Genomic DNA, 25,508 nt, shown 5'->3' on the forward strand with positions numbered 1-25,508 from the left:
ACCGAATCAGTGCCGGAGGAGGTCGAGCAGCGCGGCTTCATCCGGTCGTGCGGCGACCCGGATATCGGCATATCCGGACCGGCGGAGCGGCCCTGCCACGGCTTCCGACAGGCAAAGATGCACCAGGCCGCCCGCCTTGGCCTGCAAGCCGGCCGTGGCGACGAGCCGCACGAAGGTTGCGGCCGAGCGCGGCGAATAGTGCAGCGCCGCGCCCGGACCTGCGGCGTCCAAGGCTTCGACCAGGATGGCGGGGAGGGCCGGTGCCGGGATCATGCGATAGAGCGCGTGCTCGACGACATGAAGGCCGGCCCCGGAGACGAGGCCGGCGAGGTCGCCGGCGCGCTCCTCGCCGCCGAGACTCAGGATCGAGGCGCCGGGGGCAAGACCGGCCGCGACGATCAGCCGGCCGAGCGCCCGGACGTCGCCCGCCGCCGAGCGGACGTCGTGGAAACCAGCGTCGCGCATGGCGGCGGCCGTCCGATCGCCGACCGAAAAGACCGGCAGCCCGGCCCAGGCCGCGCGATGCTCCGGCCCGATCAGGGCGGCGGTGCGCGGACTGGTCACGGCCAGTGCCGCGATCCCGCCGGGCGGGATTTCGCCGGCCGCGGCTTGCATGCCGAGCGCCTCGACCAGGAGCAGGGGGGCGACGACGGGATGGTGACCGCGCCGCGCCAGCTCTTCGGCCGTGCGCGCGGCGTCCGGCGCCGGCCGCGTCACCAGGACACGCATCATGGGCTCGCGAAGAATCCGGCCGGCGCGCGCGCCTTCAGTTCGGCGCCCGCGTCGCGGCCGAGCGTTTCCGCCTCGGCGGTCGTGCCGTGCCGGTGGGTGCGGAAGCTCTCGCCGCCATCCGGACGCAGGATCTCGCCGTCGAAATGCAAGGCGCCGGCGCGCACCACCGCAAGACCGGCGATCGGTGTCCGGCAGGAACCGTCGAGGACGGCGAGGAAAGCGCGCTCGCAGCGCAGTGCGATTTCGGTCGCGGCGTCGTTGAGCGGCGCGATCAGGTCACGGGTCCGGGTGTCGTCGAGCCGCGTCTCGATGCCGATGGCGCCCTGGCCGACCGCCGGCAGGAACCGGTCGGCGTCGATGATCTCGGTTGCCGCCGCGGCAAGGCCCAGGCGCTTCAGCCCGGCCAAGGCCAGGAGCGTGCCGGCGACCTCGCCGCGGCGGACCTTGTCGAGCCGGGTCGGTACATTGCCGCGGAACAGCACGGCCGAAAGGTCGGGCCGCTCCCGCCGGATCTGGGCCTGACGGCGCAACGATGCCGAGCCGATGACCGCGCCCTGCGGCAAATCGACCAGCTTCGCCACGGCATGGCCGATAAAGGCGTCGCGGACGTCCTCGCGCGCCAGGAAGGCGGTCAGCCCGAGGCCGGCGGGCAATTGCGTCGGCATGTCCTTGGAGGAATGCACGGCAAGATCAATGGCGCCCGATGCCAGGGCCTCTTCGATCTCCTTGGTGAACAAGCCTTTGCCGCCGGCCTCCGACAGCGGCCGGTCCTGGATCATGTCGCCGCTGGTCTTGATGATCTCGACGTCGATCTCCGTCTCGGCGACGCCATGGGCGCGCGCCAGCAGCGTCCGGACTTCGTGGGCCTGGGCGAGCGCGAGGGCCGAGCCGCGCGTGCCGATGCGAAGGAAGGGCGATTGCACCATATCGAGGTCCGATGTTAGGCCGTGGGCCGGGAGCGGATCATAGCGACCGATCCCGCGAAACGGAAAACTCCGTAGCCGCAAAGCGAAGACGATCCAAATGCTTGTTCTCGGCATCGAAACGACCTGCGACGAAACGGCGGCCGCCGTGGTGCGCGTCGATGCGGCCGGCAAGGGCGAAATCCTGTCCAATGTGGTGCGGTCGCAAATCGACGAGCACGCGCCTTATGGCGGCGTCGTGCCGGAAATCGCCGCGCGGGCCCATGTCGACATTGTCGACCTGGTCGTCGGCCAGGCGCTCCGGCAGGCCGATATCGGTGTCGACGACCTCGATGCGGTGGCCGCCGCCGGCGGCCCCGGCCTGGTCGGCGGCGTGCTGGTCGGGTTGACCACCGCCAAGGCCATCGCCCTGGTCGCCGGCAAGCCGCTGATCGCGGTCAATCACCTGGAGGCCCATGCGCTGACGGCGCGGCTGACCGATCAGGTGGCCTTTCCCTATTTGCTGTTTCTGGCGTCCGGCGGCCACACCCAGTTGCTCGCGGTGACCGGTGTCGGGTCCTATACCAAGCTCGGAACGACCATTGACGATGCCATCGGCGAGGCCTTCGACAAGGTGGCGAAGCTCCTGGACCTGCCCTATCCGGGGGGGCCGGAGGTGGAAAAACGGGCCCAGGATGGCGATTCCAAACGATTTGCCTTCCCGCGGCCGCTGACCGGCCGCCCCACCCCGGATTTTTCGCTGTCCGGGCTGAAGACGGCGGTCCGCCAGGAGGCCGAACGCCTCGCCGGCCGCGAAGCCGGGCTGTCGGCGCGCGATATCGCCGACCTCTGCGCCTCGTTCCAGATGGCGGTGGCCGATATGGTGGCCGATCGCTGCCGGGTCGCGATCAAGCTGTTCCGGGCCCGTTTCGGCGAGCCCTCGGCCCTGGTGGTGGCGGGCGGTGTCGGCGCCAACCAGACCTTGAAACGGGTGCTCGGCGCGACCGCCGAATCGGTCGGGCTCAGGCTGGTGGTGCCGCCGCCCCGGCTCTGCACCGACAATGGCGCGATGATCGCCTGGGCCGGGGCCGAGCGCTTGGCGCTCGGGCTGACCGATCCGCTCGACATCGCGCCGCGCGCCCGCTGGCCCCTGGACGCCGAGGCGGCTACGGTCGGATCGGGCCGACTGGGAGCCAAGGCATGACATCGCACGCGATTCCGTCCGTCGCCGTTCTCGGCGCGGGCGCCTGGGGGACCGCGCTCGCCAATGCCGCGGCGCGGGCCGGCCGGACCACCATCATCTGGGCCCGGGAACCGGCGATATCGGCCGAAATCAACGAACGGCGCACCAACGAGACCCGTCTGCCCGGCGCCCGCATCCAGGATCGCGTGCGCGCAACCGCCTCGCTCGCCGAAGCCGCCCGCGCGGACATGGTTCTGGCGGTGGTGCCGGCCCAGTCGCTGCGCGCCGTCTCGGAAGTGGTCGAGACCGTCATTCGCCCCGGCACGCCGCTGATCGTCTGTTCCAAAGGCATCGAGCGCGGCACCGGCCGGTTCATGACCGAGGTGGTCGAGGACGCCGCGCCGAGCGCGGTGCCGGCGATCCTGTCCGGCCCGAGCTTCGCCTCCGACGTGGAAAAGGGCCTGCCGACCGCGGTGACGGTGGCGGCCAAGGACGAGGCGCTCGCCAAACGCATTGCCGATACGCTGGGATCGCCGTCGTTCCGGCTCTATCACACGACCGATGTCAGGGGCGTCGAGATCGGCGGCGCGGCGAAGAACGTGCTGGCGATCGCCGCCGGCATCGTCGCGGGCCGCCGGCTCGGGGCCAGTGCCGCGGCCGCGATCACGGCCAGGGGCTTTGCCGAGCTGAGCCGTTTCGGCCGTGCCTTCGGGGCCAGGCCGGAAACCCTGATGGGCCTGTCCGGCCTCGGCGATCTGATCCTGACCTGTTCGGGCCCGCAATCGCGCAATTTCGCGCTTGGTTTCGCGCTCGGCGAGGGCAAGGGGCTCGACCTGATCACCGGCCGCGGGGCGCTTGCCGAAGGCGCGCTGACGGCCGAGATATTGGTGGAGACGGCAAGGGCGCGCAGCATCGACATGCCGATCGCCGAGGCGATCGATGCGGTGCTGGGCGGTTTGATCGATGTGAACCAGGCGATCGCGCAACTGATGGCCCGGCCCCAGAGAGCGGAGTGAGGCATGACCAACTTCTTCGATAAACTGGCGCGCGGCGTCGAAGCGGCCCAGAAGGCGATGGGTGCCGACCTGGTGGCGGAGACCCACCCGTTCGACCTGAGCCATTCGGTGGTGTTTCCGGTCGCCAAGCTGATGAAGCGGCGCGGCAATGGCGAGCCGATCGTGGTGATCGAACTGTCCGACGGCAAGACCACCATGACCCTGGCCGAATTCGACCGCTTCGTCACCGAACTGGACGCATTTCGCAAATTGATCCCGGTCGCGGGGCAGAAGAGCCAGGGTGAGGGCTGACGTGGCGCATTGGTTGTATAAATCCGAACCGTTCAAGTGGTCGTGGGACGCCCAGGTGGCGGCCGGAGCGAAGGGCACCTTCTGGGACGGGGTGCGCAATCACACCGCCAAGCTCAACCTGATGAAGATGAAGGCCGGCGATCGCGGCTTCTTCTACCATTCCAACGAGGGCAAGGAGATCGTCGGGGTGGTCGAGGTGATCCGCGAATCCTATCCCGATCCGGGGATTCAGCCGGGCGAGCCCTGGGTGGTCGTCGACATCAAGGCGGTGATGCCGCTGAAGACGCCGGTGTCGCTCGCCACCATCAAGGGCGAGCCGCGGCTGTCCGAGATGGCGCTGATGAAATATTCCAGGCTCTCGGTGCAGCCGGTCACCGAGGCCGAATGGGACCTGATCTGCGTCATGGGCGGGATCGACCCGAAACAGGCGGCCGGCAAGTCCTGAGGCGCGATCGCCGGGCGGAGGCCTTGGCCGCCGCCCGGATCAGAGGCTTCGATAGACCTCGGTCTCGAAAGCCTTGAACAGAGCGATGACCTTCGGATCGAAGAACGGCACGACCTGGGCCAGCAGAATGCCGGCAATGCCGTTCTCGCGGTCGATCCAGTAGAGCGTATTGGCGAAACCGCCCCAGGCGAGCGAGCCGGCGGGCCGGCCTTCCGGCGAGGTTTCGCGGTTGATCAGGAAGCCAAGGCCCCAGCCCTGGCTCATGCCGGGCCAGAAATTGGCGTCACGAATACCGGTCGGCGAACCGAGTTTCATCGACGGCATGGCGAGGTGGGGGATCTGGTCGACGGCCATGGCGGCGACGGTTTCGGCCTTGAGGATGCGCCGGCCGTTGCCGAGCCCGTCGTTGAGCAGCATGGTCAGGAAGGTCAGATAGTCGCCGGCGGTCGAATAGAGCCCGCCGCCGCCACCGAAAAACTCCGGCTGCTGCAGCACGACCATGTCGGTCGCGACCAGGGAAGCGTCCTCCTTGATGGCGTGCACCGTGGCGCGGCGCGCGTGCTGGTCCGGGCCCAGGACGAAGCCGGTGTCGGTCATCCCGAGGGGCTCGAGGATGTGTCCGGCGAAATAGGCCTCCAGGTCCTGGCCGCTGATCGCCTCGACGATCTGGCCGGCCCAGTCGGTGCTGATGCCATAGCAAAAGGCTTCGCCGGGATCGAACAGCAGCGGGATCGCGAGCGAGATCTTCTTGCCGCTGGTGGTCGACGGCGTGCCGGTCGCCTTGAGATATTGCCGGAGGAGGGGGCTGGCGAAGTCATAGCCGTAACCCGCGGTGTGGGTGAGCAGATGACGTGTCGTCACCGGCCGTTTCGGCGCGCGCAGCTTCGGCGCGGCCGCCGCGTCGAACCCCTCGAGCACCCTGACCTCGCCAATGCCCGCGACGTAGCGGCTCGCCGGCTGGTCGAGGTCGAGCCGGCCCTGTTCGACCAGCTGCATCACGGCAACCGTGGTGATCGCCTTGGTCATCGAGGCGATCCAGACGACGGTATCCGGCGTCATCGGGGCCGGCTTGCCGATGTCGCGTCGCCCGAAGGCGCCCTGATAAAGCGTGCCCTGCTTCGAGCCGACGACGGCGACGACCCCGGGCATGTCGCCACGATCGATCGATTCCTTGAAAATGCGGTCCAGGCCAGCCAGCTTGCTCACACCATCCCCCAATGCGCCGGCTCCGGAGCGGCGCCGACCGGAACCATGGTCAGCCGCCCCGGGCAGGTCAATCGGTTGCGGGATCCGCCGATCGGCTATGCGGCCTGCCGATAGACCTCGCCTTCAAACGCGCGGAACAGCTTGATCGCCTCGACATCGAAGAAGGGCAGGATCTGGGTCAGGAAGATGCCGGTGACCTTGGTCTTCGGGTCGATCCAGTAGAAGGTATTGGCAAGGCCCGCCCAGGCCAGCGAACCGGCGGGCCGGCCCTCGGGCGAGCGGTCGCGGTTGATCAGGAAGCTCAAGCCCCAGCCCTGGCTGACCTCGGGGAAGAAATTGGCGTCATTGGTCACCGGCGGCATGGCCGTCGCCAGGGTGCCGATATTGATGGCCGGGATCTGGTCCCTGGACATTTCGGCGATGGTTTCGGCTTTCAACACGCGGTTGCCGTTGCCCGTGCCGCCATTGAGAACCATGCGGGTGAAGGCGAGGTAGTCGCGGGCGGTCGAATAAAGCCCGCCGCCGCCCATGAAGAATTCCGGCTCCTGCGGGATCATCATCTCGGTGGCCACCAGCCCGTCGGGCGTGCGGGCGTGGATCGGAGCGTGCCTGGCCAGCTGGGCGGCGCCCATCCTGAACATGGTGTCGCTCATGCCGAGCGGAGCGAACAGGTTGTCGGCGAAATAGGCTTCCAGGCGCTGGCCGGACACGGCCTCGACCATCTTGCCGGCCCAGTCGATCGAAATGCCATATTCGAAGACCTCGCCGGGATCGGCGACCAGCGGGGTGGTGAGCGCCGCGTTCTGGCAGCCGGTCACGCTGGGCGTGCCGGTTGCCGCCATGTAGCGGCCGATCTCCGGGTTCCACATGTCGTAGCTGTAGCCGGCGGTATGGGTCAGCAGGTCGCGCAGCGTGATCGCCCGTCTCGGCGCGCGCAGGCGCGGCTTGCCGTCGGCGTCGAAGCCGTCGAGCACCTGGGCCCGGCCGATCTCGGCGACGTGGCGGGCGGCGGGCTCATCGAGGTCGATCCGGCCCTGTTCGACCAGCTGCATCGCCGCGGCACCGGTCACCGCCTTGGTCATCGAGGCGATCCAGACCACGGTGTCGATGGTCATGGCCTGCGGCTTGCCGATGTCGCGCTTGCCGAAGGCGCCCTCGTAGAGGGTGCCGTCGGGGCCTCCGACCAGGCCGATCACGCCCGGCACCTCGCCGCGTTCGGCCGCGCCGCGCAGAATCCCGTCCAATGCCGCGAATGCCGTCATCGTCTTCCTCCCTGTGGCGCTCGGCCTTGTTGTTGGGAGAAAATCTAGGGTACGGGCCGTCGGGGTCAATTCGATCGCAAGGCTGGCCTGCGTGTAAAGACGCTAAGCCGAAAGGCGAACGACCAAAGTGTGACGCCCGCTCTCTTGAGCCGCGGGCCGCCGCCGACGTATTGTCCGCGCGGAACGGAGAGGCGATCCGCATTCCAAGATCGCCCACGAGGAAACCATGCCTGCCGCAACAGCGCGTCGACGGACGCAGCCTGCGGCTGCCATCGAGGAAGGGATACCTGATGTCGGCGGAAAAGCTCTATCCGGTCAGCGCTGATTGGGCCGCGCGGGCCTATGTCGACAACGCCAAATACCAGGCGATGTACGAGGCGTCGATGAAGGCGCCCGAAGCCTTCTGGGGCGAGCACGGCAAGCGGATCGAGTGGTTCAAGCCCTATACCAAGGTCAAGAACACCTCGTTTGCGCCCGACAACGTCTCGATCAAGTGGTTCGAGGACGGTACCACCAACGTCTCGCACAACTGCGTCGACCGGCACCTGGCCACCCGCGGCGACCAGGTCGCGATCATCTGGGAGGGCGACGACCCGAAGGACGACGCGCGCATCACCTATCGCGAGCTGCATCGCCACGTGATGAAATGGGCGAATGTGCTGAAGTCGCAGGGCGTCAAGAAGGGTGACCGGGTCACGCTCTACCTGCCGATGGTGCCGGAAGCGGCCTATGCGATGCTCGCCTGCACCCGGATCGGCGCGGTCCATTCCATCGTCTTCGGCGGCTTCTCGCCCGACAGCCTCGCCGGCCGGATCGAGGACGCGTCGACCAGCGTGGTGATCACCGCCGACGAAGGCCTGCGCGGCGGCCGCAAGGTGCCGCTCAAGGTCAATGTCGACGCCGCCTGCGACAAGGCGCCGGGCGTGGTCAGAAGCGTCATCGTGGTGAAGCGCACCGGCAGCGCGGTGGCCATGACCGAGGGCCGCGATCACTATTTCGACGACCTGGCGGCCAAGGTGCCGGACGAATGCCCGGCCGAGGAGATGAGCGCGGAGGATCCGCTGTTCATCCTCTATACCTCGGGCTCGACCGGCAAGCCGAAGGGCGTGCTGCACACCACCGGCGGCTACCTCGTCTATGCCGCGATGACCCACCAATATGTCTTCGACTACAAGGACGGCGACATCTACTGGTGCACGGCGGATGTCGGCTGGGTCACCGGCCACAGCTATATCGTCTACGGTCCGCTCGCCAACGGCGCGACCACGCTGATGTTCGAGGGCATCCCGACCTATCCGTCGATCTCCCGGTTCTGGGATGTGGTCGACAAGCACAAGGTCAACACGTTCTACACCGCGCCGACCGCCATCCGGTCGCTGATGGGCGCCGGCGAGGATCCGGTGAAGCGGACCCAGCGGACCTCGCTGCGGCTGCTCGGTTCGGTCGGCGAGCCGATCAATCCGGAAGCCTGGGAATGGTATTATCGGGTGGTCGGCGAAAGCCGCTGCCCGATCGTCGACACCTGGTGGCAGACCGAGACCGGCGGCATCCTGATCACGCCGCTGCCCGGCGCGACCAACCTGAAGCCGGGCTCGGCGACCCGGCCGTTCTTCGGCGTCAAGCCGGAGATCGTCGATGCCGACGGCAAGGTCCTCGACGGCGCGGCCGAAGGCAATCTGGTGATCGCCGATTCGTGGCCGGGACAGATGCGCACCGTCTTCGGCGACCACGAGCGCTTCGTGCAGACCTATTTCTCGACCTACAAGAACAAATATTTCACCGGCGACGGCTGCCGGCGCGACGCCGACGGCTATTACTGGATCACCGGCCGCGTCGACGACGTCATCAATGTCTCGGGCCACCGCATGGGGACGGCCGAGGTCGAGAGCGCGCTGGTGGCGCATGCCAAGGTGTCGGAAGCCGCGGTCGTCGGTTATCCTCACGACATCAAGGGGCAGGGCATCTATGCCTATGTCACCCTGATGACGGGCGAGGAGCCGAGCGAGGCGCTGCGCAAGGAGCTGGTCTCATGGGTGCGCAAGGAGATCGGTCCGATCGCTTCGCCCGACCTGCTCCAGTTCGCGCCGGGCCTGCCGAAGACCCGCTCCGGCAAGATCATGCGCCGCATCCTGCGCAAGATCGCCGAGGACGAATTCGGCGCGCTGGGCGATACCTCGACGCTCGCCGATCCGGCGGTGGTCGACGATCTCATCAACAACCGGCAGAACCGGAAGGGCGCCTGAGACGCATGGCGGGCCAGCGCCTCGCGCTTGCCTTGACGATCAGCCTCGCGGCGGCCCTTCCGGCCGCCGCTTGCATTTCGGATACCGGTTTCGACGTGCCAGGCCTGCGCGCCGACACGCCGCTGGTGCTGGCCGCCCCGGATGGCCGGCGATTCCGGCTGGTGGCGCTGTCGGGCGAATCAGTTGTCGCGGCCGAGGGGCCGATGCGGGTCGTGTCGCTCGGCGTCACCGATCGCCATGGCCGGGTCCCGGCCCAGGTTTTCGGCCCGGCGGGCCCGATCGAGGTGGCACTGCTGCGCGAGGGCCGGGCCCGCCTGACCCCGACGCGCCTGGTTCCGCGCGACTGCTGGCGGCTGTTCGAGCGGGCCGAAACCGAGGCCATTCGCGCCAGGCGTGGCCTTTGGGCCGGTGAGGGCGCCCCCATCGGGGCAGCCGATGCCGAGGCTCTGGCCCGGGCGGAGGGCCGCTTCGCCATTGCCGAAGGCCGGGTCCGCAGTGCCCGAACCCAGGGCCGGATCACCTATATCAACTTCGGAGCGCCCAATTCCGGGGCGCTCACGGTAACCATCTCGGATCGTGACATGGCCGCTTTCCGCGACAACGGGCTTGAACCTGCCGCAATCCGTGGGCACATGCTGCGCGTGCGCGGGATCGTGACGATCCGGCGCGGCCCCTCTATCGCGGCGGCGATACCGGAGGCCATCACCATCGCGGAGCCGCCTTCCGGCGGTGCTAGGTAGCGGCGGACCGTGACTCGGTTCGGACGAGTACAGGAGCATTTGCGCCGGGCGGCTTACCCGGCGACGCTGGTGCTCGCCCTTTTGCTGGCGGGTTGCGCGACCACGCCCGATCCCTCCGCCAATGTGCCGGTGCCGGTGCCGGCACCGACCGAAGCCCGCCTGCCACCGCTGACGACACGCGATCATTCGCGCATTCTGGCGGCCTTCGGCGGCGAATATGACGCCAGCGCGATCGAGCGTCTGGCCAGCGAAATTCTCGATCGGCTGGGCGCGGCCTCCGATCGTCCGGACCAGCGCTATCGCCTGACCGTGCTCAATTCGCCCTCGGTCAACGCTTTCGCGCTGCCCTCGGGCCATCTCTACATCACCCGGGGCATGCTCGGGCTGATCAACGATGTCAGCGAATTCGCCGCCGTTCTCGGCCATGAAATGGCGCATGTCTCGGCGCGCCATGCCAATCAGCGCGAGGACCAGGTGCGGACCAGCGAGCTGGTCGCGGTGATGCGCGCGCGCCTGCTGAACGACCTCGCCGGTGCCGAACAGCGCCGCGAAGCCGCGCGGGTGTCGCTTGCGAGCTTCTCGCGCGGCCAGGAGCTCGAGGCCGATGCGATCGGCGTCAAGCTCTTGGCCAAGGCGGGTTTCGACCCCTATGGCGCCTCGCGCTTCCTGCAATCGATGGAGCGCAATGCCGCCATGCGCAGCCAGGCCCAGGCGGCAAGCGGCGGACCGGACTTCCTCGCCTCCCATCCCTCGACGCCCGAGCGGATCCGCCAGGCCATCCTGGTGGCGCGGCAATATTCCGGGCCGGATGGCGTGCCGCGCGACAAGGAACGTTATCTGCGCGCCCTCGAAGGGCTGACCTATGGCGAGGATCCGCGGCAGGGCTTTGTGCGCGGCCGCAGCTTCATCCACCCGCGCCTCGGTTTCACGGTGACCGCGCCGGAGGGCTTCACGCTGGAGAATTCGCGCTCGGCGGTGACCGGCCTCGGCCCGAACGACATGGCGATCCGGCTCGACGTGGTGCGGGTGCCGGCGAACCAGACATTGCAGAGCTATCTGGCCTCGGGCTGGATCGACGGCCTGACGGAGAGCTCGGTCGAAGCGGTGACGGTCAACGGCTTCCAGGCGGCGACCGCGCTCGCCCGCGGGCCGGACTGGTCGTTCCGCATCTTCGTCGTGCGTTTCGGCGGCGAGGTCTACCGCCTGATCTATGCCGCGCGCGATCTCAATGCCGAGGTCGACCAGATGTTCCGCAGCTCGATGGAGAGTTTCCGCCGCCTGACGCCGGCGGAAGCGGCGGTGCGCCAGGTGCGGATCCGCATGGTCCGGGCCGGCGAGGGCGATACGGTCGACAGCTTCTTGTCGCGCATGCAGGTCGCCGATCGCGCCGAGGAGCGTTTCCGCGTGCTGAACGGGCTCGGCCCGGGCGAACAGCCGCGCGGCGGTGAACTGGTCAAGATCATTCAGGAATGATCGAAGCGTTGCCGGGCACTGTCGCGAGCCGTCAGCGAATCACCATCACGGCGTCGCGGGCAAGCCGCGGCAGGATCTTGCCAAAGGCCTCGCGCCGGATCGCCACGCAGCCGGCGGTCGGGGTGAAACCGTCGCGCGCGCCGTGCCAGAAGATGGCGCTGCCGCGGTGACGGCGCACCGGGCGGTCGTTCCAGCCGAGTTCGACAATGACGTCATAGAGATGGTCCGCGCGGGTCAGGCACTCCTCGGCGGTTCCGGGGGGACGGCGGATCAGCCGGTTGTAGCGGCGATCACCGGCGTCGTCGCACCAGGCGTCATCGGGGCGAATCGGCCGGGCCGGCTGCAGGCTGCCGGGTTTGGCCAGCCGGTCGCGGCGGTAGAACAGCCGCCGCAACGGCAGGACGGCGCGCGGTGTCGCACCGTCGCCTTCGCGCTTGGCGTTGCGAATGCCGGAGCGGCCGAGCGCGCAGGGGAAGGCGGCGAGCCCGACATGCACCACGCCGCGGGCCGGCCGGCCCGGCAGAGCGTGGACAAAAATACGGCTAACCAGGCGTTTCGCCATTATATCGACATCCAGATCGCTAGGAGGCGTGTATGGGTTTGTAACCTCCACCTGCGTTTGCGCGTAATGCTGTTCTGTGTCCTAGTCAAAGTGCCGCAACCACGGCCGCCCCTTCCCTTTTTCGGGTGATTCGATGAGCCAAGTGCGAAAGATTCTGCTTTGCGACGACGATGCCGACATGCGCGAGGCGCTGGCGGAACAACTGGCGCTCCACGAGGAGTTCGAGACGATCACGGCTGATTCGGCCGCCAAGGCTATCCAGGCGACCAAGGGCGAGCACCTGGACCTCCTGATCATGGATGTCGGGCTGCCCGACATGGATGGTCGCGAGGCTGTCAAGATCATGCGCAAGGGCGGCTTCAAGAGCCCGGTGATCATGCTGACCGGCCACGATACCGATTCGGACACCATCCTCGGGCTCGAGGCGGGCGCCAACGACTATGTCGTCAAGCCGTTCCGGTTCGCCGTGCTGCTGGCCCGCATCCGCGCCCAGCTGCGCCAGCACGAAGCCAGCGAAGACGCGGTTTTTCAGATCGGGCTCTATAGCTTTCGCCCGTCGTCCAAGCTGTTGATCACCGAGAAGAACAGCAAGATCCGGCTGACCGAAAAGGAAACCGCGATCCTGCGCTATCTCTATCGGCAGGGACTGAAGCCAGTCTCCCGTGAGGTCCTGCTCTCCGAAGTCTGGGGCTACAACTCGGGCGTCACCACCCATACGCTCGAAACCCATATCTATCGGCTGCGGCAGAAGATCGAGAAAGATCCAGCCAACGCCGCATTGCTGGTCACCGAAGCCGGCGGGTACAAGCTCGTCCCTTGAGGGGCAAAACGGCATTCGATGGCTCTCGACGATGATATCGCCCTGCTCGCGCGCGTTCCGCTCTTCGCTTCCCTTGGCCAGGAGCCCTTGCGGCTGCTCGCCTTTTCAGCGGAGACGCGGTTCCTGCGCGGCGGTGACACCCTGTTCCGCGAAGGCCAGGCCGCCGATGCCGGCTTTGTCGTGGTCGAGGGCGGATTTCTCCTGACCAGTTCGAGCGGCATCGCCGAGCGCAATGTCGGTCCGGGAGCGCTGCTCGGCGAAATAGCCCTGATCGTCGAGACGCTCAGGCCGGCAACCGCCACCGCGCGGGAGCCGTCGACGGCCATGCGGGTTCCGCGCAGCCTGTTCCGGCGGATCCTGACCGAATTTCCGCAGGCCGCGCGACGGGTTCACGGCGAATTTCGCGAGAAGATGCGGGCGACCACCGCCGAGCTCAACCGTATCGGCGGCATTTTCGCCTCGATCGACAATCGCTGAGCGCACACGCGGGCCGGCGCTTGCTGGCCGTGCTTGACGAAGCGTCAACGGCCGACCAATGTCCCGGGTCTGAGCCCCATCCCCGTCGAGTTTGGATCCAAGGGTCCAATGCTGCGGCCGCCAGGCGGCGATGCCTGCCGCCGGCGCACCGGAGAATGAGCCATGGTCCAGTCCGGTGGACGGAACAGCCCCGCCCCGCAAAGCCGTTCGGAGATGTCCCGACGCTTCACCGGGCTCTTGATCCTGTGCGGCCTGCCGCTGCTGCTGCTGGTGCTCTATCTCGGCTGGTCGACCTATGGCCGGGCCGAAATCACCGCCCAGGCCCGCGAGCACGTGGTCGAGCATGTCACGCTGGTCACCGGCATCGTCGCGACGTTCACGGTGCTGGCGGTGCTGATCTGGCGGCAGTTCGTGGCACCCGCCGTGGCGCTTGCCCGTTATGGCATCGAGGCCGCCAAGGGCGGCGGTCAACTGCCGGCGCCACAGGTGCCGGCGCCCTGGGCGCCGCTGCGCCAGCAGGTCGAAGCGGCGGTCGGCGAACGCACCGCGCAGATCCACCAGCTGCGCGCCATGATCGACGGCATCCCGCTGCGCACCGTCTATGTCGATCACAACCTGGTCTATCGCGACGCCAACAAGGAATTCCTCGAATTCCTCGGCAAGACCTCGTCCGAGGTGATCGGCCACACGGTCGGCGAGGTGCTCGGCCCCAACGTCGTCGCGCAATACCAGGCCATGGGCGACCGGGTGCGCTCCGGCGAGACCATGCGCTGGGAAGGCTGGATCGATTTCATCGAGAAGGGCGGGCGCTACCTGCAGGTCTCGCTGATCCCCTACGTGCCGGTCGGTGAAACCGAGGTCGGGTTCCTGACCTTCACCCGGGATCTGACCGAACTGAAACTCGGCGAACAGGAGCTGGCACGCAACATCGATGCGCTCGCCCGCAGCGAAGCCCTGAACAAGGCGGTGGTGCAATCGTCGCTCGACGCCATCATCGTCGCCGACGAGGATTGGCGGGTCATCGAGTTCAATCCGGCGGCGGAGGCGATGTTCGGCTTCAGCCGGGCCGAGGCGATCGGCCAGATGTCGTGGGACCTGGTGGTCCCCACCGCCCAGCGCGCCCTGCAGATCGGCACGATGGAGCGCTACAAGGCCAAGGCCGATGTCGGCAGCCTGGCGCGCCGTTTCGAGACCGAGGGGCAGCGCAAGGACGGCTCGATCATCCCGGTCGAATATTCGGTCAACACCGTGCGTTTCGCCGATCACCGGCTGTTCATGGCCCATGTGCGCGACCTCACCGAAGCCCAGCACATGGCCAATGAGGCGCAGGCCAGCCGCGAGCGGCTGCATCAGGTCGAGAAATTGTCGGCCATGGGCTCGCTTCTGGCCGGCGTCGCCCACGAGCTGAACAATCCGCTGGCCATCGTCATCGCCCAATCCTCTCTGCTGGTGGCGAAAGCCGGCACCGACGAGGTCAAGCGCCGGGGCGAACGCATCCATGCGGCGGCGGAGCGCTGCGGGCGCATCGTCAAGAGTTTCCTCGCCATGGCGCGGCAGAAGCCGCCGCAGCGCGAGGCCGTCGATATCAATAGCGTCGTCTCCGGCTCGCTCGACATGGTGGCCTATGGGTTGCGGAGTTCGGACATCGCGGTCGAAACCAGGATCGATCCCGGCCTGCCGGCGATCACGGGCGACCGGGATCTGCTGTCCCAGGTGATCGCCAACCTGATCATCAACGCCCAGCAGGCACTGATGGACCGTCCGGCACCGCGGCTGATCCGGGTCGAAACCGGACTTTCCGGCGATCGTGTCACGGTGGCGGTCAGCGACAACGGACCGGGCGTGCCGGAGGATCTCGTCCGGCGTGTCTTCGACCCCTATTTCACCACCAAGCCGGCGGGGGTGGGCACCGGCATCGGCCTGTCGATCTGCCGCAATGTGGTCGAGGCCCATGGCGGCACGATCGCGCTGACCAACCGGCCGGAAGGCGGCGCCCGTTTCGACATCAGCCTGCCGCGCAGCGATCGGACGACGGTTGCGCCGGCAGCCGAGGACCAGACCGCCGGGCGGGCCGGGCTGGCGGTGTTGATCGTCGACGACGAGGCCGACGTGGCACGCAGCCTCGCCGAAATCATCGAGGGGCTCGGCCATCGCCCGAGCGTCGTCGATCGCTCCATCCTGGCGCTGGAGCAGATCGATCGGACGGCGTTCGACGTGGTCTTCGCCGACCTGCGCATGCCCGGGCTCGATGGCATCGATTTCCGCGACCGCATCCACGACAAGGATCCCAAGCTCGCCGAGCGGACCATCATCGTCACCGGCGACACGGTGGCCGGGCCGGACCGGCTGGCGCGTGCCCGGGGCAGCGAGGTCGTGGTTCTGGAAAAGCCCTTCACCCTCGACGACGTCAGGTTGGTGCTGGCCAAGGTCGCGACCAACGGACTGGCGGCCCGGCTCAAGGCCTGAGCGCTATTCGGCGGCCTGAAGATGGCCCTTGCCGGCGCCGGCTTCGATCATGACATCGGCGATGGTGCCGTAGGCGAGCGCCCAGGCACTCTCGGCGGCGGCGTCGAAGACCTCGCCGAGCGTTTCGGCGAGTGCCGCGAGCAACGCCTCGCCGACGGTATTGTAGTGGTCGGGCTCGACGCCGTAGCCGACATGCCGGAGGCCAAGGATGCGCACGTCGTCCAGGACGGCGCCGAGGTCGTCGAGCGACAGGATCACATGGGCCAGGGCCTGGACCAGCTTGGCGCGCTGCGGCTTCATATCGGCCGGAAACAGCGGCCGGAGTGTCGGATCGGTGACGAACAGGGCCTCGTAGAACGCCGCGGCGAACAGGTCCTTGCGCGCCGCGACGATGCCGAACTGCGAACGGATGAGGGCGATCTGCTGGGGGGTCATGGAACCGTCCGGGGGCAAGGGTGCGTTTTCATGCCGCCAGTCTGGATGTGGCGTCCTTCATGCCGGTGCCGGACGGGTCTTGCCGCTGTTTCGATTATTTCCGGCTTGCCCGCGGGGTGACGACCCAACCACGCCGCTGAAACATAAGCGCCGCCGACACGACATCGTCCGATGCGCCGGGCCGGCGCAAGCTGCCCTGGTCGACGGGGCGGGAATTGGCCGATGGCGCTGAAGCGCGCAGACGAAATCAACGGGCGAAGATGGGCCGGCCCATGCTCACAGGGGTTCGTGCGCCTCGGGCGTCACCACCTGGCTGCCACCGCCGTGGCTCGGCAGGTCGAAGACGTAACCATGGCCGCGCACGGTGCGGATTGCATCGGTATCGAGCTTGCGCCGGAGCCGCGCGATCCGGGAATCGATGGCGCGGTCGAAAGCCTCCTCGTCTTCGGCCGGCGCGCGTTCCATGATCTCCTCGCGCGTCAGCACCTTGCCGGGGCTGTCGGCGAAAGCGCGGATCAGCGCGACTTCGCCGGCGGACAGCCGCTCGGTCGAACCGTCCGCCTTCAGGACGCGCGCCGCGACGAGGTCGACGGAAGCGGTCTCGAACACCACCAGATTGCGCCGCCGCCCCAGGCGGCGCTGCAGGATGCCGGCGACGCGGGCCGCCAGCTCGCGCAGTTCGACCGGTTTTTGAACATAGTCGTCGGCGCCGAGTTCCAGCCCGAGGACGCGATCGATCGGGTCGGGATTGCCGGTCAGCACGAGCACCGCGATGTCGCTCGCCAGATCGGTGCGGATCAGGATGTCGATGCCGCTCTCGCCGGGCAGGCCAATATCGAGAATCAGCAGGTCCGGCCGCTCGCGCGCCAGATAAGGTTCCAGTTCCCAGGCGGCGCCCAGCCGATCGACGTCGTAACCGAGGTCGACCAGGTACTCATGGACCGCTTCGACCCAGTCGGGTTCATCGTCGAGGATCGCGATGCGTCCGCGTCGCGCCATGTCAGGACCTCTTTGCGTCGATCACGAAGGTTGCATACCCGCAGGACATTCCATCCTAATGCGGAGCGGTATGCGCTGTCATCATGGCTCAAACAGCAAGGGCATAGCGAATGAAAACGACCGTCGCCATCGTCGACGACGAGGAGCACCTGCGCGAGGCGGTTGCCGAGTATCTCGACCTGCAGGGTTTCGAGGTGCTGAGCTTCCGCAATGCGCAGGCCTTCCGGCAGGATTCGGTCGGCAAGGCCATCGATGTCGCCATTCTCGACATTGCGATGCCCGGCGAAGACGGGCTGTCGCTGGCCCGCTTCATCCGCAAGTCCGGCAGCACCGGGATCATCATGGCGACCGCCGCCGGGCGCCCGATCGACCGGATCGTCGGGCTGGAAATCGGCGCCGACGACTACCTGGTCAAGCCTTACGAGCTGCGTGAGCTGCTGGCGCGAATCAAGAGCGTGCTGCGGCGGGTGAAGGCAACGCCGGGCGGCACGGCGCCGTCAACCACCCCGGCCGTGCCGGAGGGGCGCCAGCTGAAATTCGGATCGATGACGCTCGATCTCGATGCGCGCCGCCTGGCCGATGCCGACGGCGCCGCCATCGACCTGACCGCCATGGAGTTCGACCTGCTCCAGGCGCTCGCCACCCGGCCCAACCGGGTCTTGTCGCGCGGCCAGCTGCAGGAATTCGCCCATGGCCGCAGCGCCGAGGAAAGCGACCGGTCGATCGACATCCGGGTGACCCGCTTGCGCAAGAAGATCGAGCCGGATGCCGAACATCCGCGTTTCATCAAGACGGTGCGCGGCGAGGGTTATGTCTTCGTGCCGGGCGGAGCCTGATGATGCCCCGGCCCGTCGACGTCGCCCCGGCGGAAGGTCAGCGGCGAGAGTTCGACCGGCTGTTCGACGATGCGGTGATCGCGCCGGGCGGCAGGCTCGATCCTTCGATGCTGGCCCGCCTGTTCGACGCCCTGCCGGCGCGGGTGACGGCCATCGATGCCGAGCGGCGCTATGTCTATGCCAACCGGGAAGCGCTCGGCCTTTTCGGCTTCCGGCTCGAGGATGTCACCGGCCGGACCATGCGCGATCTGCTCGGTGAAGCCTTCGCCGCGCGGGCCGAGCCGCTTTTCGCCGACCTGGACCAAGGTCTGGCCCGCAGCTGGAGCGACTGGATCGTCTATGGCGACGGGCAGCGGCGCTATGTCGAGCAAACCTATTCGCCCTGCATGGGCCGCGACGGCAAACCGATCGGTTATCTCGCCTTTCTGCGCGATATCACCGAGTTGAAGCTGCGCGAGGATGGGCTGGCGGCCCGTGTCGCGGCACTCGACGCGCGCGAAGCGATCAGCAGCGCCATCATCGCCACCTCGATCGATCCGATCGTGGTGATCGACGAAGGCGGCCAGGTGATCGATTTCAATCCCGCGGCCGTGGTCACCTTCGGTTATCAGAGGGCGGCGGCGGTCGGCCGGCCCTTTGCCGACCTGATCCTGTCGCCCGCGCCGATCGAGGCGGCCGCCGGCATGGCGCGCTATCGGCAGAGCGGGGCCGGCCGGCCGGCGGACCGGCGCATGCAGGTCGAGGCGATGACCGCCGAGGGCGGCGTCTTTCCCGTCGAAATGACCATTTCGGAGATCGCGCTGCCGGAGCGGCGGGTGTTCACCGCCCATATCCGCGACTTGACCCAGGCGCGCCGCACCGAAATGCAGCTCGAGACCCAGCGCGAACGCCTGCATCAGGCCGAGAAGCTTTCCGCCATGGGGTCGCTGCTCGCCGGCGTCGCCCATGAACTGAACAATCCGCTGGCGATCCTGGTCGCGCAATCGACCTTACTGGTGGAGACGTCGCCGAGCCCGGAACTGAAGCGCCGGGCCGAACGGATCCATGCCGCGGCGGAGCGGGCGGGGCGGATCGTCAAGAGCTTTCTCGCCATGGCCCGCCAGCGTCCCGAGCGGCGCGAGCCGGCCAAGCTCAATCTGCTCGCCAAGGCGGCTGTCGACATGCTCGGCTATGGCCTCAGGTCGCATGGCGTCGAGCCGGTTCTGGACCTCGACGCCGAACTGCCCGACGTTCTGGCCGACCACGACTTCCTCGGCCAGGTCATCGCCAATCTCGTCATCAATGCCCAGCAGGCCCTGACCGATCAGCCCGGGCCGCGGCGCATCTTTCTCTCGACGCGCCAGGACCGGGGGCAGGTGCTGCTCGAGGTCGCCGACAACGGCCCGGGCGTCCCGCCGGGCCTGTCGCCACGGATCTTCGAACCCTATTTCACCACCAAGCCTGCGGGCGTCGGCACCGGTATCGGCCTGTCGATCTGCAAGACCGTGGTGGAGGCCCATGGCGGCACGATCGCGCTCGAGATGCGCGAAGGCGGCGGGGCTCGCTTCATCGTCGCGCTGCCGGTGGCGGCCGACGCCGATCTGGCCGAGGCGCAGGCGCCGCCGGAGGCGATCGGGGGCTTCTCGATCCTGGTGATCGATGACGAAACCGATGTCCGAGACAGCCTCGCGGAGATGCTGGAGCTGCTGGGACATCGGGTGCTGCCGGCGCAAACCGCCGGCGAAGCGCTCGAGGGCCAGGCGGCAAGCGCGGCCAACCTGGCCTTTGTCGACCTGCGCATGCCCGGCATGGATGGGCTCAGCGTCCGCGACGCCCTGGTCGCGCGCAACCCCGCGCTCGCCCGGCGGGTCGTGATCATGACCGGCGATGCCGTGGAAGGGCCGGCAACGATACGGCGCCACGCCGGCACGGCCGATATCCCGATGCTCGACAAGCCGTTCGGCCTGGCCGATGTCCGTCGGGTGCTGGCGGCCATGATGTGACGGCCGGGCGGGGGTGGCGGCGCGAGTCTTGCCCGCTCCGAAACCAGCCTCCGCCCGTATGCCGCAAGTCTCGTTAAGCATTCATAAGCCATGACATCGCTGGCCCATGGTCATTTGAATCAGTTTTATAAATGAGTGATTCAGCTTGTAGGCGCCAAGACTCAGGCACACCACATATGGCCGTGAACGAATCATGACTCATCGGAAGTCAGCGATTCGGCCCTGATTCGTTCCGGACTCGTTCTTCCACGGATCCTGCGCGCGAGCGGTACCGAAATGTCACTCATTTCGACTGCCGGCGTGCTACAACCATTCGCCGCCGGGGCCACCCGTGCGGCGTCTTTTGAGCACTGCATGACGTTATCTTTGCCGCCACTGCCCCCTGCCCTGCGTGGGCGCGGGGTCACCGCAGTCCTGGGGCCCACCAATACGGGCAAGACCACGCTCGCCATCGAGCGCATGATCGCCCACCCCTCGGGCATGATCGGGCTGCCGTTGCGGCTGCTCGCGCGCGAGGTCTATGGCAAGCTCGTCGCGCGGGTCGGCGAGAGCCAGGTCGCGCTCATCACCGGTGAAGAAAAGATCAAGCCGGCGGGCGCGCGCTTCTGGGTCTCGACCGTCGAGGCCATGCCGCTCGACCTGGACGTCTCGTTCCTGGCCATCGACGAGGTGCAGATCGCCTCCGATCTCGATCGCGGCCACATCTTTACCGACCGGCTGCTGAACCGCCGCGGCCGCGACGAGACCATGCTGCTGGGCGCCGCCACCATGCGCGGCCTGATCGAAAAGCTGATCCCCGGCACCAATATCGTGACGCGGCCGCGCTTCTCCAACCTGACCTTTGCCGGCGAAAAGAAGATCACCCGCCTGCCCAGGCGCTCGGCGATCGTGGCGTTCTCGGCCGACGAGGTCTATGCCATCGCCGAATTGATCCGGCGCCAGCGCGGCGGCGCCGCCGTGGTGCTGGGCGCGCTGTCGCCGCGCACCCGCAATGCCCAGGTCGAAATGTACCAGTCGGGCGACGTCGACTACCTGATCGCGACCGATGCCATCGGCATGGGGCTCAATCTCGACGTCGAGCATGTGGCCTTCGCGGCCGACCGGAAGTTCGACGGTTACCAGTTCCGCCGGCTCAACCCGGTGGAGTTCGCCCAGGTCGCCGGGCGCGCCGGTCGATCGAGCCGCGACGGCACGTTCGGCACGACGGGACGCTGTCCGCCATTCGAGCCGGAACTGATCCAGGCGCTCGAAGCGCACTCCTTCGACAGCGTGAAAGTGCTGCAATGGCGCAACACCGAGCTCAATTTCTCATCGCTCGACACCCTGCGTGAGAGCCTCGACCGGGTGCCCACCGAGCCCGGTCTGACCCGTTCGCCCATTGCCGAGGACCAGCGCGTGCTGGAACTGGCGGTGCGCGACGACGACGTTCGCGAGCGTGCCAAGGGCAGGGCCGCGGTGTCGAAATTGTGGGACGCCTGCCTCATGCCGGATTATCGCAAGATATCGCTGGCGAGCCATGCGGACCTCGTAACCACCATTTTCGGCTTCCTGACGGGGCGATCCGGGCGAATTCCGTCCGATTGGATCGCCTCCCAGGTGGCCTTCGCCGACCGGATCGATGGCGATATCGACACCCTGTCCAATCGCATCGCCCATATCCGCACCTGGACCTTCGCCGCCAACCGTCCGGACTGGGTCGACGACCCCGTTCATTGGGAAGCGGAAACGCGACGGGTGGAAGACAAATTGTCAGATGCACTGCACGAACGCTTGACGCAGCGCTTCGTCGACCGCAGGACGAGCGTGCTCATGCGGCGCCTAAGGGAAAACACAATGCTTGAGGCCGAGATTACCCGGACCGGAGACGTTACCGTCGAAGGCCAACATGTCGGACGGCTGGACGGCTTCCGCTTCACGCCGGATCCGTCGGCCGGCGACGGCGAGGCCGGCAAGGCATTGCGCGCTGCTGCCTCCAAGGCGCTCGGCGGCGAGATCGATGCGCGGGCCGAAAAGCTCAACAGCTCGGGCGACGAGGCCTTCATCCTGTCGAATGACGGAACCGTGCGCTGGCACGGCGAGGCCGTCGCCAAGCTGGTCGGCGGCGACAGGGTCCTGGCGCCGCGCGTCCGCATCCTGGCCGATGAGCAGCTGAGCGGAACGCCGCGCGACCATGTGCAGGCGCGGCTCGACCTGTGGGTCCATGCCCAGATCGAGAAGCTGCTCGGGCCGGTCACGGCGCTCGAGCGTTCCGAGGAATTGCAGGGGCTGGCCCGCGGCGTCGCCTTCCAGCTCGCCGAGGCGCTCGGCGTGGTCGAGCGGGCGAAGATCTCCGAGGACGTCAAGCAGCTCGACCAGGAAGCCCGCGCTGCCCTACGCAAGCTCGGCGTCCGATTCGGCGCCTATCACATCTACCTGCCGGCGACACTGAAGCCGGCGCCGCGCGGGCTGGCGCTGCAGCTCTATATGCTGAAGGCCGACAAGCTCGAAGCCAAGGGCCTGACCGAACTGCCGGCGCTGGCCGCCTCGGGCCGGACCTCGATCGCGGTCGACCCGGAAATCGACAAGGATCTCTACCGTTTCGTCGGCTTCCGGGCGCTCGGGCCGCGTGCCGTGCGCGTCGACATTCTGGAGCGCCTGGCGGACCTGATCCGTCCGGCACTCGCCTGGCGGCCGGGCACGGCAACGCCGGAGCCGGCTGGCCATTTCCCGGGCGGTGGCTTTACCGCGACGGTCGGGATGACCTCGCTCGTCGGTTGCTCGGGCGAGGATTTCGCCTCGATCCTGAAGGGTCTGGGCTATCGCGTCGACAAACGCCCGGCGCCGGCGCCGAAGGTCGAGGCGGCTCCCGCGGCCGCCGAGCCGGTTGCCGCGGCCGAGCCGGATGAGGCCGTGACGCCCCAGGCGACGGACACTGCTGCCGAGGCAGCGGAGACCGAGACGGTTGCCGATGTCGCCGAGCCGGCCGCAGCCGACCAGGCGGAAACGGCCATCGTGGCCGAGCCGGTCGTCGCGCCGGCTCCGGCCGCCGAGGAACCTGCGCCGGTCGCGGCCTCGGGGCTCGAGGAAGCAGCCACGGCCTATGTTCCCGACACGGCCGAGGCAGCCTCGACGCCCGAGCCGGTGGTTGTTGCCGAGCCTGCGGAAGCGGCAGATGTCACGGCGCCCGTGGCGGTCGAAGCCAAGGCGGCCGAGCCGGTGATGATCGAAGTCTGGCGGCCGGGCGGCCGCATGGACGGCGAGCGGCCGGCGCGTCGCGATTTTCGCAGGGGCGGCGAACGGGGTGGTGAACGTGGCGAGCGCGGCGGCGACAAGCCGGGCGAGCAGGGTCAGCGCCGCGACTTCCGTTCGCGCCATAATGGCCAGCCCCGTGACGGCCAGCCCCGCGACGGCAAGGCGCGCGATGGTCAGCCGCGGGAAGGCCAACCGGCCGGGGCCGAGAAGCGCGAGGGTGGCCCGAATCGCCGGCCGTTCCCGCCGCGTGAAGGTGGTGGCGAAGGTGAACAGCGCGCCGGCGGCCGTCCGCCGCGCCGCGACTTCTCCAAGTTCAAGGACTTCCGCGGCAAGGGTGGCGACGGTGAGCGTCGCGACCGGCCCCAGCGCGACGATCGCCCGGATCATCGCGCCATGCGGCCCGAGCAGGCGCCGCGCAAGGAGCGTGAACCCGATCCGAATTCGCCTTTCGCCAAGCTCCTGGCGCTGAAAGAGGCGATGCAGAAGAAGACCTGACCAAAGGCTTCCCGTTTGAGCGACACGGACAAGCTGCGCATCGACAAATGGTTGTGGTTCGCCCGCGTCGTGAAGACGCGGGCGGCGGCTTCCGCGCTTTGCGAAGACGGCTCGGTGCGGCTGAACGGGGTCCGGGTCGATCAGGCGCACAAGGCGGTCAGGATCGGCGACGTCCTGACCATCGGGCTGCACAACCAGGTCAAGGTGCTGAAGGTGGTGTCGCTCGCCGAGCGGCGCGGCCCCTATAGCGAAGCGCAGCATATCTATGAGGACCAGTCGCCCGAACCGCCGCCGCGCGCGGAATTGCCGTCGCCGGTGGCCGAGCGCGAGACCGGTTCCGGCCGGCCGACGAAGTCCGAACGCCGGGCACTCGATCGTCTGAGGGACGGGGACGATTGAGCGCCGGTAGCGAGCAGATGCCTCTGGTCATCGCCGCGGCTGCTCGCTATTGTTCGGAATAACGAACGAAACGACTGACTTTCAAAACGCCCGCCGAAGCACCCATGGCCCGTGCCGCTCCACGCCCGCCCGTTGACGACATGGCTCGCCGCCAGGCGGACGAGCCGGCGGGCCTGCGCGCCCTGTTCGGGGCCGACGAGCCGCTGGTGCTCGATGCCGGCGTCGCGCTGAGCCCGTTCCAGATCGCCTATCAGACCTACGGCACGCTCAATGCCGAGAAGTCGAATGCCGTGCTGGTCTGCCACGCCCTGACCGGCGATCAGCATGTGGCGAGCGACAATCCGGTCACCGGCAAGCCGGGTTGGTGGGAAATCATGATCGGCCCGGGCAAGCCGATCGATACCAACCGCTATTTCGTCATCTGCTCCAACGTGCTGGGCGGTTGCATGGGCACGACCGGCCCGGCCTCGACCGACCCGACGACCGGCGAGGCCTATGGCCTGACCCTGCCGCTCATCACCATTCCCGACATGGTGCGGGCCCAGGCCATGCTGGTGAAACGGCTCGGCATCGACAATCTGTTCTGCGTGCTGGGTGGCTCGATGGGCGGCATGCAGGTGCTGCAATGGGCCGCCGAATACAAGGACATGGTGTTTTCCGCCTTGCCGATCGCCACCTCGGCCAAGCATTCGGCGCAAAACATCGCGTTTCACGAGGTCGGCCGCCAGGCCATCATGGCCGATCCGCAATGGCGCGGCGGCCGCTACCTGGCCGAGGCGACCCGGCCCGCCGCGGGCCTCGCGGTGGCGCGCATGGCTGCCCACATCACCTATCTCTCCGACATGGCGCTGCACCGGAAATTCGGCCGCCGGTTCCAGGACCGGGACGCGCCGACCTTTTCGTTCGACGCGGATTTCCAGGTCGAAAGCTACCTGCGTTACCAGGGTGAAGCTTTCGTCGAGCGTTTCGATGCCAACAGCTATCTCTACGTGACCCGGGCGATGGATTATTTCGACATCGCCGCCGACCATGGCGGCTCGCTCGCCAAGGCCTTTGCCGGCACCAGGACACGGTTCTGCATCGTCTCGTTCACCTCCGACTGGCTGTTTCCGACCGCCGATTCGCGCCAGGTCGTGCATGCCCTGAACGCCGCGGGCGCCTCAGTCTCGTTTGCCGAGATCGCGTCCGACAAGGGCCATGACGCCTTCCTGCTCGACGAGCCGGAGCTGTTCGCCATCACCCGCGGCTTTCTGGAGGCGGCGGCGCGTGCCCGCGGCCTGGAGGACCCGAGCCGCCGATGAGTGCCGATCTCA

22 protein-coding genes are annotated in these 25,508 nt (G+C 67.9%); 15 read left to right on the forward strand and 7 right to left on the reverse strand.

Features of this window, described 5'->3' with window-relative positions; genetic code table 11:
- Window positions 1–6 precede the first annotated feature (6 nt).
- Window positions 7–732 (reverse strand): uroporphyrinogen-III synthase, encoded by a 726-nt coding sequence (locus AC07WJ_RS01310; RefSeq protein ID WP_494932722.1) that lies wholly within the window; start codon window positions 730–732, stop codon window positions 7–9.
- Window positions 729–1,658, reverse strand: a complete 930-nt coding sequence (hemC, locus tag AC07WJ_RS01315; protein ID WP_494933806.1) for a hydroxymethylbilane synthase — start codon at window positions 1,656–1,658, stop codon at window positions 729–731. The genes AC07WJ_RS01310 and hemC overlap by 4 nt, the downstream gene beginning before the upstream one ends.
- 97 nt (window positions 1,659–1,755) lie before the next feature.
- Here hemC and tsaD point away from each other — a divergent pair, with 97 nt between their 5' ends.
- The 4 genes from tsaD to AC07WJ_RS01335 are packed head-to-tail and all read left to right on the forward strand — an operon-like array spanning window position 1,756 to window position 4,569.
- Window positions 1,756–2,838: a tRNA (adenosine(37)-N6)-threonylcarbamoyltransferase complex transferase subunit TsaD gene (gene tsaD / locus AC07WJ_RS01320; protein WP_494932723.1), complete on the forward strand. Its 1,083-nt coding sequence runs from the start codon at window positions 1,756–1,758 to the stop codon at window positions 2,836–2,838.
- Complete coding sequence (locus AC07WJ_RS01325) at window positions 2,835–3,833, forward strand: NAD(P)H-dependent glycerol-3-phosphate dehydrogenase (protein ID WP_494932724.1); 999 nt, start codon at window positions 2,835–2,837, stop codon at window positions 3,831–3,833. The genes tsaD and AC07WJ_RS01325 overlap by 4 nt, the downstream gene beginning before the upstream one ends.
- A 3-nt stretch (window positions 3,834–3,836) precedes the next feature.
- A complete protein-coding gene (locus tag AC07WJ_RS01330; protein ID WP_494932725.1) occupies window positions 3,837–4,124 on the forward strand; it encodes a hypothetical protein in 288 nt (95 codons plus the stop codon).
- Window position 4,125: 1 nt separating this feature from the next.
- On the forward strand, window positions 4,126–4,569 hold the full coding sequence (locus tag AC07WJ_RS01335; protein ID WP_494932726.1) for an EVE domain-containing protein: 444 nt from the start codon (window positions 4,126–4,128) through the stop codon (window positions 4,567–4,569).
- Between the two features lie 39 nt (window positions 4,570–4,608).
- On the opposite strand, the gene AC07WJ_RS01340 is transcribed toward AC07WJ_RS01335, so the two are convergent.
- Complete coding sequence (locus AC07WJ_RS01340; protein ID WP_494932727.1) at window positions 4,609–5,775, reverse strand: serine hydrolase domain-containing protein; 1,167 nt, start codon at window positions 5,773–5,775, stop codon at window positions 4,609–4,611.
- Between the two features lie 95 nt (window positions 5,776–5,870).
- Complete coding sequence (locus tag AC07WJ_RS01345; RefSeq protein ID WP_494932728.1) at window positions 5,871–7,037, reverse strand: serine hydrolase domain-containing protein; 1,167 nt, start codon at window positions 7,035–7,037, stop codon at window positions 5,871–5,873.
- Between the two features lie 290 nt (window positions 7,038–7,327).
- Between AC07WJ_RS01345 and acs the strand changes: the two genes are divergently transcribed.
- Genes acs through AC07WJ_RS01360 form a run of 3 tightly spaced genes read left to right on the forward strand, consistent with a single transcriptional unit; the run spans window position 7,328 to window position 11,493 of the window.
- A complete protein-coding gene (acs, locus tag AC07WJ_RS01350) occupies window positions 7,328–9,280 on the forward strand; it encodes an acetate--CoA ligase (protein ID WP_494932729.1) in 1,953 nt (650 codons plus the stop codon).
- Between the two features lie 5 nt (window positions 9,281–9,285).
- A complete protein-coding gene (locus AC07WJ_RS01355; protein WP_494932730.1) occupies window positions 9,286–10,020 on the forward strand; it encodes a hypothetical protein in 735 nt (244 codons plus the stop codon).
- Between the two features lie 39 nt (window positions 10,021–10,059).
- Window positions 10,060–11,493, forward strand: coding sequence for a M48 family metalloprotease (locus tag AC07WJ_RS01360; RefSeq protein ID WP_494932731.1), 1,434 nt, complete (start codon window positions 10,060–10,062; stop codon window positions 11,491–11,493).
- A gap of 31 nt (window positions 11,494–11,524) precedes the next feature.
- Here the strand turns inward: AC07WJ_RS01360 and AC07WJ_RS01365 are convergent, their stop codons facing one another.
- Window positions 11,525–12,055 carry a L,D-transpeptidase family protein gene (locus AC07WJ_RS01365; protein ID WP_494932732.1) on the reverse strand — a complete coding sequence of 177 codons (531 nt, stop codon included), beginning with the start codon at window positions 12,053–12,055 and terminating at the stop codon, window positions 11,525–11,527.
- Between the two features lie 133 nt (window positions 12,056–12,188).
- On the opposite strand from AC07WJ_RS01365, the gene AC07WJ_RS01370 reads away from it, so the two are divergent.
- The 3 genes from AC07WJ_RS01370 (at window position 12,189) to AC07WJ_RS01380 (ending at window position 15,818) form a co-directional block, all read left to right on the forward strand.
- On the forward strand, window positions 12,189–12,875 hold the full coding sequence (locus AC07WJ_RS01370) for a response regulator transcription factor (RefSeq protein WP_494932733.1): 687 nt from the start codon (window positions 12,189–12,191) through the stop codon (window positions 12,873–12,875).
- A gap of 18 nt (window positions 12,876–12,893) precedes the next feature.
- Window positions 12,894–13,352 (forward strand): cyclic nucleotide-binding domain-containing protein, encoded by a 459-nt coding sequence (locus AC07WJ_RS01375; RefSeq protein WP_494932734.1) that lies wholly within the window; start codon window positions 12,894–12,896, stop codon window positions 13,350–13,352.
- Window positions 13,353–13,565: 213 nt separating this feature from the next.
- Window positions 13,566–15,818, forward strand: coding sequence for a PAS domain-containing sensor histidine kinase (locus AC07WJ_RS01380; RefSeq protein WP_494932735.1), 2,253 nt, complete (start codon window positions 13,566–13,568; stop codon window positions 15,816–15,818).
- Window positions 15,819–15,821: 3 nt separating this feature from the next.
- On the opposite strand, the gene AC07WJ_RS01385 is transcribed toward AC07WJ_RS01380, so the two are convergent.
- Window positions 15,822–16,253 carry a globin domain-containing protein gene (locus tag AC07WJ_RS01385; protein ID WP_494932736.1) on the reverse strand — a complete coding sequence of 144 codons (432 nt, stop codon included), beginning with the start codon at window positions 16,251–16,253 and terminating at the stop codon, window positions 15,822–15,824.
- A gap of 276 nt (window positions 16,254–16,529) precedes the next feature.
- Window positions 16,530–17,252, reverse strand: coding sequence for a response regulator transcription factor (locus AC07WJ_RS01390; protein WP_494932737.1), 723 nt, complete (start codon window positions 17,250–17,252; stop codon window positions 16,530–16,532).
- 110 nt (window positions 17,253–17,362) lie between these two features.
- Between AC07WJ_RS01390 and AC07WJ_RS01395 the strand changes: the two genes are divergently transcribed.
- The 5 genes from AC07WJ_RS01395 (at window position 17,363) to metX (ending at window position 25,496) form a co-directional block, all read left to right on the forward strand.
- On the forward strand, window positions 17,363–18,088 hold the full coding sequence (locus AC07WJ_RS01395; protein WP_494932738.1) for a response regulator: 726 nt from the start codon (window positions 17,363–17,365) through the stop codon (window positions 18,086–18,088).
- A gap of 2 nt (window positions 18,089–18,090) precedes the next feature.
- Complete coding sequence (locus AC07WJ_RS01400) at window positions 18,091–20,070, forward strand: PAS domain S-box protein (protein WP_494932739.1); 1,980 nt, start codon at window positions 18,091–18,093, stop codon at window positions 20,068–20,070.
- A 354-nt stretch (window positions 20,071–20,424) separates the two neighbouring features.
- Window positions 20,425–23,796 carry a helicase-related protein gene (locus AC07WJ_RS01405; protein WP_494932740.1) on the forward strand — a complete coding sequence of 1,124 codons (3,372 nt, stop codon included), beginning with the start codon at window positions 20,425–20,427 and terminating at the stop codon, window positions 23,794–23,796.
- Between the two features lie 15 nt (window positions 23,797–23,811).
- Window positions 23,812–24,195, forward strand: a complete 384-nt coding sequence (locus AC07WJ_RS01410) for an RNA-binding S4 domain-containing protein (protein WP_494932741.1) — start codon at window positions 23,812–23,814, stop codon at window positions 24,193–24,195.
- Window positions 24,196–24,335: 140 nt separating this feature from the next.
- The gene (gene metX / locus AC07WJ_RS01415) at window positions 24,336–25,496 is read left to right on the forward strand and encodes a homoserine O-acetyltransferase MetX (protein ID WP_494932742.1); all 1,161 of its coding nucleotides are present in this window, start codon (window positions 24,336–24,338) and stop codon (window positions 25,494–25,496) included.
- Window positions 25,497–25,508 lie beyond the last annotated feature (12 nt).

The organism is Phreatobacter sp. GW821-FHT04C01, from assembly GCF_059420385.1.